At 72.2% G+C, this 7,252-nt stretch carries 7 protein-coding genes and 1 pseudogene; 3 read left to right on the top strand and 5 right to left on the bottom strand.

The window, feature by feature from the left end; all coding sequences use genetic code 11:
- From AMK26_RS37560 to rplU, 4 genes and pseudogenes are all read right to left on the bottom strand, one after another.
- Nucleotides 1-145: pseudogene (locus AMK26_RS37560) on the bottom strand (glycosyltransferase family 4 protein); the annotation flags it as partial.
- Between the two features lie 900 nt (nt 146-1,045).
- Entirely contained in the window at nt 1,046-2,482 is a 1,437-nt protein-coding gene (obgE, locus tag AMK26_RS02205) for a GTPase ObgE (protein WP_073751259.1), read from the bottom strand.
- A 101-nt stretch (nt 2,483-2,583) separates the two neighbouring features.
- A complete protein-coding gene (gene rpmA / locus AMK26_RS02200; RefSeq protein ID WP_073751257.1) occupies nt 2,584-2,838 on the bottom strand; it encodes a 50S ribosomal protein L27 in 255 nt (84 codons plus the stop codon).
- Between the two features lie 14 nt (nt 2,839-2,852).
- Nucleotides 2,853-3,173, bottom strand: a complete 321-nt coding sequence (rplU, locus tag AMK26_RS02195) for a 50S ribosomal protein L21 (protein WP_017944922.1) — start codon at nt 3,171-3,173, stop codon at nt 2,853-2,855.
- 263 nt (nt 3,174-3,436) lie between these two features.
- Here rplU and AMK26_RS02190 point away from each other — a divergent pair, with 263 nt between their 5' ends.
- Nucleotides 3,437-4,039, top strand: coding sequence for an acyltransferase (locus AMK26_RS02190; protein ID WP_073751255.1), 603 nt, complete (start codon nt 3,437-3,439; stop codon nt 4,037-4,039).
- A gap of 182 nt (nt 4,040-4,221) precedes the next feature.
- Here the strand turns inward: AMK26_RS02190 and AMK26_RS02185 are convergent, their stop codons facing one another.
- Nucleotides 4,222-5,370, bottom strand: coding sequence for a hypothetical protein (locus AMK26_RS02185; protein WP_073751253.1), 1,149 nt, complete (start codon nt 5,368-5,370; stop codon nt 4,222-4,224).
- Nucleotides 5,371-5,521: 151 nt separating this feature from the next.
- On the opposite strand from AMK26_RS02185, the gene AMK26_RS02180 reads away from it, so the two are divergent.
- Entirely contained in the window at nt 5,522-5,896 is a 375-nt protein-coding gene (locus tag AMK26_RS02180) for an NTP pyrophosphohydrolase (RefSeq protein ID WP_073751251.1), read from the top strand.
- A gap of 225 nt (nt 5,897-6,121) precedes the next feature.
- Nucleotides 6,122-7,225: a non-hydrolyzing UDP-N-acetylglucosamine 2-epimerase gene (gene wecB / locus AMK26_RS02175; RefSeq protein WP_073751249.1), complete on the top strand. Its 1,104-nt coding sequence runs from the start codon at nt 6,122-6,124 to the stop codon at nt 7,223-7,225.
- Nucleotides 7,226-7,252: the final 27 nt, after the last annotated feature.

Here is a 7,252-nt window from a genome sequence, read left to right as displayed (position 1 = left end):
TCGCGAAGAGCGGCTCGTCCCGGTGCCGGAACACGGAGACGATCTCCACCTCATGCCGTCCGGCGAGCTCCTCGGCAAGGTTCAGCGTGGTGCGGATGGTGCCGCCGATGCCGTAGATGGTGTGGATGAGGAAGGAGACCTTCATCAACGCTCCGTTCAAGTCAGCCGGGGCGCCTGCGGCCCCACCCCCACGGAGAAGACGGTGATCCTTGGCCACAGGTTGTCCGGCTGGAGCGACGTAAACGGTATTTCTTACGCTTTTTCGACGCGCGCCCCTTCCCGAAACCGGGGCCCAGCCCCGGGCCCCCTGGCGGGGGCTGACGCCCCACGCACCGGGACGCGGCAATTTCGCGCGGCGGGGCGTCTGGGACCGGTGCTTTGTCCCCCACCCCGCCCCTTCCCGAAACCGGGGCTCCGCCCCGGACCCCCTAGGAGTTGTACGTGGGGGCTGACGCCCCCACACCCCCAGCGCGGCGGCTTCGCGCCGCGCGGTGGCCGAGCGCCGGGGGTTCGCCCCGCCGCGTCCCGGTACCGGGGCGCCGCGACGCACGTGCACGGGGCCTCGGCTCGCCCCCGAGGGGGGACGCGCAGTGGGGCGTGTTCTGGGCGTAAAATGACTGAGCTTGCGAAGGAGAGCCCAGGACACGCCCCACGGAGCGGACCCCAACGGCACGCCCCCGCGCACGGGCGCACCCCGCCGGAGCGGCGACCGGCCCGGGGCGTGGGCCTGGAGCAGGCCACAGCACGCCCCCGCACACGGGCAACCCCGCAGGGCACGCCCCCGCGCACGGGCATCCCCGCAGGGCGCACCCCACCGGGACGGTGACCGCACCCAGAAGCGGCGAGCCGCGCGGAACACGGGCCCGCCCCGAGGGCCACGCCCCCACCGGCGCGGCAATCGCCCAGGAGGCGCGCCACGCCGCGCCGGGCGCCCCGCAGGGCACGCCCCCGAAGGGCACGCCCCCATGGGGGCAAACCCCACGCCACCCCGCCGGACGGCGACCGGAAGCGCGCACGGGGTGCGCCGACAGACGGGGGCGGGGGATCAGAAGGGCTCGAAGCCCTCGAACTCGCGCTGGGCCTCGTCCCGCTCCGCCTCGCGGTCCTTGCGGCGCTGTGCCGCAGGACGCGGGGCCTCCATGCGGTGGTCCTCGCCCCGGCGGCCGAGCATCTCCGCGCCCGCCATCATCGTGGGCTCCCAGTCGAAGACGACCGCGTCCTCCTCGGGGCCGATGGCCACGCCGTCGCCCGCGCGGGCTCCGGCCTTCATCAGCGCGTCCTCGACGCCGAGGCGGTTGAGGCGGTCCGCCAGGTAGCCGACGGCCTCGTCGTTGTTGAAGTCCGTCTGGCGCACCCAGCGCTCCGGCTTCTCGCCGCGCACGCGGAAGAGGCCGTCCTCCTCCTGCGTGACCGTGAAGCCCGCGTCGTCGACCGCCTTCGGGCGGATGACGATCCGGGTCGCCTCCTCCTTCGGCTTGGCGGCCCGCGCCTTGGCGACGATCTCGGCCAGCGCGAAGGACAGCTCCTTCAGGCCCAGGTGGGCGACGGCCGAGACCTCGAAGACGCGGTAGCCGCGCGCCTCCAGGTCCGGACGGATCATCTCCGCGAGGTCCTTGCCGTCCGGGATGTCGATCTTATTGAGGACGACGATCCGGGGACGGTCGTCGAGGCCGCCGTACTGCTTGAGCTCCTCCTCGATGACGTCCAGGTCGGTGACCGGGTCACGGTCGGACTCCAGCGTCGCCGTGTCCAGGACGTGCACGAGGACCGAGCAGCGCTCCACGTGCCGCAGGAACTCCAGGCCCAGCCCACGCCCCTGGCTGGCGCCCGGGATGAGCCCCGGCACGTCCGCGATCGTGTAGACGGTCGAGCCGGCCGTGACCACACCGAGGTTCGGCACCAGCGTCGTGAACGGATAGTCCGCGATCTTCGGCTTGGCGGCGGACAGTACGGAGATCAGCGAGGACTTGCCGGCGCTGGGGTAGCCCACCAGGGCCACGTCCGCGACCGTCTTCAGCTCCAGGACGATGTCGCCGGACCGTCCCGGCTCGCCCAGCAGCGCGAAGCCCGGCGCCTTGCGGCGGGCCGAGGCCAGCGCCGCGTTGCCGAGCCCGCCGCGGCCGCCCTCGGCGGCGACGTACGACGTGCCGTGCCCGACCATGTCGGCCAGCACGTCGCCGTTCTTGTCGAGGACGACCGTGCCGTCCGGCACCGGCAGGACCAGGTCCTGGCCGTCCTTGCCGGAGCGGTTGCCGCCCTCGCCGGGCTTGCCGTTGGTGGCCTTGCGGTGCGGGGAGTGGTGGTAGTCCAGCAGGGTGGTGATCGACTGGTCCACGACCAGGATCACATCGCCGCCACGGCCGCCGTTGCCCCCGTCGGGGCCGCCGAGCGGCTTGAACTTCTCCCGGTGAACGGAGGCACAGCCGTGGCCTCCGTTACCCGCGGCGACATGCAGCTCGACGCGGTCCACGAAGGTGGTCATGTCCTGTGCCTCCAGTTACGTAGGAAATGTCTTCGGTGCAACAAGCGAAAGGCGGACCCGCTTCCCGTACGGGAAGTGAGGTCCGCCTCCGCGAAAGTGGCTTAGGCAGCCGGAACGATGTTCACGACCTTGCGGCCACGGAAGGTGCCGAACTGCACCGCACCGGCCTGCAGCGCGAACAGCGTGTCGTCGCCGCCACGCCCGACGCCCGAGCCGGGGTGGAAGTGGGTGCCACGCTGGCGGACCAGGATCTCACCGGCGTTGACGACCTGACCGCCGAAGCGCTTCACGCCGAGCCGCTGAGCGTTGGAGTCGCGACCGTTCCGGGTGGACGATGCGCCCTTCTTGTGTGCCATGTCTCCTCAGTCCCTTACTTCGCAGCCGTGGGGATCGCCGTGACCTTGATCGCCGTGTACTGCTGGCGGTGGCCCTGACGACGGCGGTAGCCGGTCTTGTTCTTGTAGCGCAGGATGTCGATCTTGGCGCCCTTGTGGTGGTCCACGACCTCGGCCTGGACCTTGATGCCGGCCAGCACCCACGGGTCGCTGGTCACAGCGTCGCCGTCGACAACGAGCAGGGTCGAGAGCTCGACCGTGTCGCCAACCTTGGCAGTGGAAATCTTGTCAACCTCAACGATGTCGCCGACAGCAACCTTGTGCTGGCGACCACCGCTGCGCACGATGGCGTACACGCGGATCTCTCTCTCGCTCGGAACGGAAACCCCTGATGCCAGCCGCTCGCACGGGCCGGCGGGCCCGTGACTGTTCCGGAAGGATGAGCGGCCTCTCCCGACCAGGCGGGAGGGAGGTGCTCAGGAGCTGGCGCGCATGGAAACACGCCGACGGTCAAGGTTACGGGCCCCGCTTGCGGGGGTCAAACCAGCCCGTCCGGACCGCGCCGGGGCCACCGCCCGTATGCTCACCGGGCAAGCCGCACACCGGAAGGCAGAGCACAGTGAACTACAGGGTCCAGCCCACCGCGCAGGTCGCCGACACCGCCGAGATCGGCGCCGGGAGCAGCGTCTGGGAGCTCGCGCAGATCCGCGAGGACGCGAAGCTCGGCGAGGGCTGCGTGATCGGCCGCGGTGCGTACGTCGGCACGGGCGTGCGCATGGGCGACAACTGCAAGCTCCAGAACTACTCCCTGGTCTACGAGCCGGCCGAGCTCGGCGACGGTGTCTTCATCGGCCCCGCCGTCGTCCTCACCAACGACCACAACCCGCGCTCCGTCGACCCCGACTTCAAGCAGAAGCGCGGCGGCGACTGGGAGGCCGTGGGCGTGAAGATCGCCGACGGCGCCTCGATCGGCGCGCGCTCGGTGTGCGTGGCACCGCTGGAGATCGGCCGCTGGGCGATGGTGGCCGCGGGCGCGGTCGTCACCAAGGACGTCCCGGACTTCGCGCTGGTCGTGGGCGTTCCGGCACGGCGGATCGGCTGGGTCGGCCGGGCCGGCGTACGGCTGGTGGAGCGGGCCGGCGAGCCGGGTGTGTGGGAGTGCCCGAAGACGGGTGAGCTGTACGTGGAGAAGGACGGCGCCCTCACCGAGCGCGCCGCCTGACGTCCCCGGGGCTACGTCACCACGGCCCGCACCCGGCAGACGGCCGGGTGGGGCCGTGCAGGGTCGCCCCCGCAGAGGATGGGCGGCGACGTACGGTCACCGAGCCGGTCGGGGCCCCGCCGGCCGCGAGGAGGCGAGCCCGGAGGGGCCCCGCCCCCGCAAACGGCCCGCAGGCCCCGCGCTCACACCCGCGCCCACGCCTCCAGGGCCAGTCCCGGTTCCGGCTTCTGGCGGGCGACGCGCAGGGTGCCGTCCGTGCCGAAGGCGGCCATGACGACCCGGCCGCGGCCGTCGAGCGCGAGCGCGGGTGCGCCCACGCACGGTTCGCCGGTGAGCGTCCAGGTGGCGCCGAGCGCCTCGTCCTCCGTCGGGTAGGCGGCGAGCGCGGGGCGGCCGGTGGCGGCGTCCCGGCGGGCCATGATCGTGCAGTCGTGGCCGTCCACGGCGGTACGGAGGGTGGCGACCGGGCCGGTGCCCGCGCCGGAGCCGAGGACGGACGGTGCCTTGTCGGAGGGGCGCCAGGACCGGACCGTACCGTCGTCGGCGTCGTGCCAGAAGTGGGTGACGCGGCCCGCGCCGGTGCGCTCCGAGGAGAGGGAGCCCGCCTCGGCCCTGGCCGGGATGTCCTCGGCGCGCTGGAACTTCACGCCCTTGGTCTCCTGCGTCCAGCGCAGGACGTGCTCGGCCGTCGGCGCGACCAACTCCATCAGCCCGTCGGTGGTGATCGACGCCGTGATGGTGTGATCGCCGACGATCCCGCTGCCCTTGAGGTCGGCCCACTTGTTCCACTTGCCCGACGGCACCGAGGAGCGCCCGCAGATCCCGCCGCCCACATTGCGTACGAAGACGTGCAGCGAGCCGTCGGAGTCGATGACCGCCGCGGGCAGGCCGATCCGCGCGGCGAGCGCCGGGTCGTTCGGGTACGGGTTGCCGACCACGGCCCAGTCGCGTACCGCCAGGCCCGACTGGTACTGGAGCGCGAAGACCACGTCGGTGGCGGGGGTGCCGTCCGCGAGGCGGGTGCGGCGCAGCGACACGAGGTGGACGTAGCCGTCGGGACCCTGGGCTATGGAGAGGTGCGGCACGATGTCCGGCGCCGGGATGGTCTCCGGGCCGGTCCACTCGGGGCCGCCCGGGTGCTTCTCGGTCCAGCGCAGCACGGCACCCTCGACCGGGGCGTACGCCGTGAGGCGGCCGTCCTTGCCGCGCACCAGCCAGTCGGTGGTGGCCGGCAGGGAGGCGTCGGGGAGCGGGGCACCGCCCGTGGCGGCGCTACGGCGCGCAGGGGCGTCCGCAGGACGCTTGGATTTCCGCGCGGACCACACCGCCATGGCTCACCGCCGACCTTCCCCTGAACAGTTCAAACAGTGCAAACAGTTCACGCACAGTTCCCCCAAGCTTGCGCGACGATAGCATTCTGGCGCGTGTTCCCCAGTCCCCCGAAAGGCCCACGCGGCCGCCGGCGCGTGGGACCCTCGTAGCGTGCTCACTCTCCTCGTCGTCGATGCCGCGAACGTCGTCGGATCGGTGCCCGACGGCTGGTGGCGGGACCGCCGCGGAGCCGCCGAGCGGCTGCGTGACCGGCTCGTCCCGTACGCCTCGGGCGGGGTCGCCGGGCATCCGGGCCCGCTGGACGTCGTGCTCGTCGTGGAGGGGCAGGCCCGGGGCGTGGAGCCGGTACCGGGGGTACGGGTCGACGCGGCGCCCGGCAGCGGCGACGACCGGATCGTGGAGCTGGCGGGCGAGGCGGCCGAGGCGGGGCGTACGTGCCTCGTGGTGACGGCCGACCGGGAGCTGCGCCGGCGCGTGGCCGCGCACGGTGCCGAGAGCCTCGGCCCCCGCTCCGTACGGCCCTGAGACCCCGTCCGCACCGCCGCGAAACCTCGCCGTCAACTGTTCATGGAATCGTTATCCCGGCCGTTCAGCGCTGCGCACGCACCTTCTGACCATGTCTGACCACGGCCGTCGGACCGTGCCGTTCCACCCCGTGCTCCGGCCGCGGGCCTGGTCATCCCGGCCATTGCCTACGATGGCACGGCACGCCTCCCTCATTGACCTGTCCCAGTAGAAGAAGAGTGCTCAGTGAAAGTCATCAGCATCGTCGGCGCACGTCCCCAATTGGTGAAGCTCGCCCCCATCGCGGCCGCGTTCGCCGAGACGGAGCACGAGCACTTCATCGTGCACACCGGGCAGCACTACGACGCCGACCTCTCCGACGTCTTCTTCGACGGTCTCGGCATCCCTGACCCGGACGTCCACCTGGGTGTCGGATCCGGCAGCCACGGCGTCCAGACCGGTGCCGTGCTCTCCGCGCTGGACCCGGTCCTGGAGCGCGAGAAGCCGGACTGGGTGCTGGTCTACGGCGACACCAACTCCACCATCGCCGGTGCCCTTTCGGCCGTGAAGATGCACCTGCCGGTCGCCCACCTGGAGGCGGGTCTGCGCTCCTTCAACCGGCGCATGCCGGAGGAGCACAACCGCGTCCTGACCGACCACTGCGCCGACGTCCTGCTCGCCCCGACCGAGGAGGCCATGCGCCACCTCGCCGACGAGGGCCTGAAGGACCGTGCCGTACTGGCCGGTGACGTGATGGTCGACATCTGCCTGAAGATCCGGGACGACGTCCTGGCGGGCAAGCACCCCGCGCCGGCGCTGCCCGAGGGCATCGACCCGTCGAAGCCGTTCCTGCTGGCCACGCTGCACCGGCCGGACAACACCGACGACCCGGAGCGCCTGCGCGCGATCATCGACTCGCTGGCCGGCCTGCCGGTCCCCGTCGCGCTGCTCGCCCACCCGCGTCTGGTCTCGCGTGCCCAGGCGCACGACATCGAGCTGAACACCGGCTCCGTGCACGTCGGCCGTCCGCTGCCGTACGCCGGTCTGGTCGCCGCCGTGCTGGCCTCGGCCGGTGTGGTCACCGACTCGGGCGGCCTGCAGAAGGAAGCGTTCCTGCTGGAGCGCATCACCACCACCATCCGTCCCGAGACCGAGTGGGTGGAAACCGTCGACACGGGCTGGAACGTCCTTGTTCCCGATCCGCACACGCTGCCGGCCGACGAGTGGGCCGCCACCGTGACCCGTGCGGTGCCCACGGCCGACCCGGGCACCCCGTACGGCGACGGACAGGCCGCCCGCAACGTTGTCCGGATCATGGAAGAGTGGAAGGGAGGCAGCCGGCACGCGTGACCGGAAACGTCCTCTCACGAGGCACTT

The sequence above is a fragment of the Streptomyces sp. CB03234 genome (assembly GCF_001905885.1).
Classification (GTDB): Bacteria; Actinomycetota; Actinomycetes; order Streptomycetales; family Streptomycetaceae; genus Streptomyces.
Note: the sequence above shows the minus strand (reverse complement) of the source record. Positions and strands in the feature narration are given on the sequence as shown.

Excerpts from the sequence above, each read along its gene's own strand:
- obgE (WP_073751259.1), bottom strand. The coding sequence starts at position 2,482 with ATGACCACCTTCGTGGACCGCGTCGAGCTGCATGTCGCCGCGGGTAAC.
- rpmA (WP_073751257.1), bottom strand. The coding sequence starts at position 2,838 with ATGGCACACAAGAAGGGCGCATCGTCCACCCGGAACGGTCGCGACTCC.
- AMK26_RS02185 (WP_073751253.1), bottom strand. The coding sequence starts at position 5,370 with ATGGCGGTGTGGTCCGCGCGGAAATCCAAGCGTCCTGCGGACGCCCCT.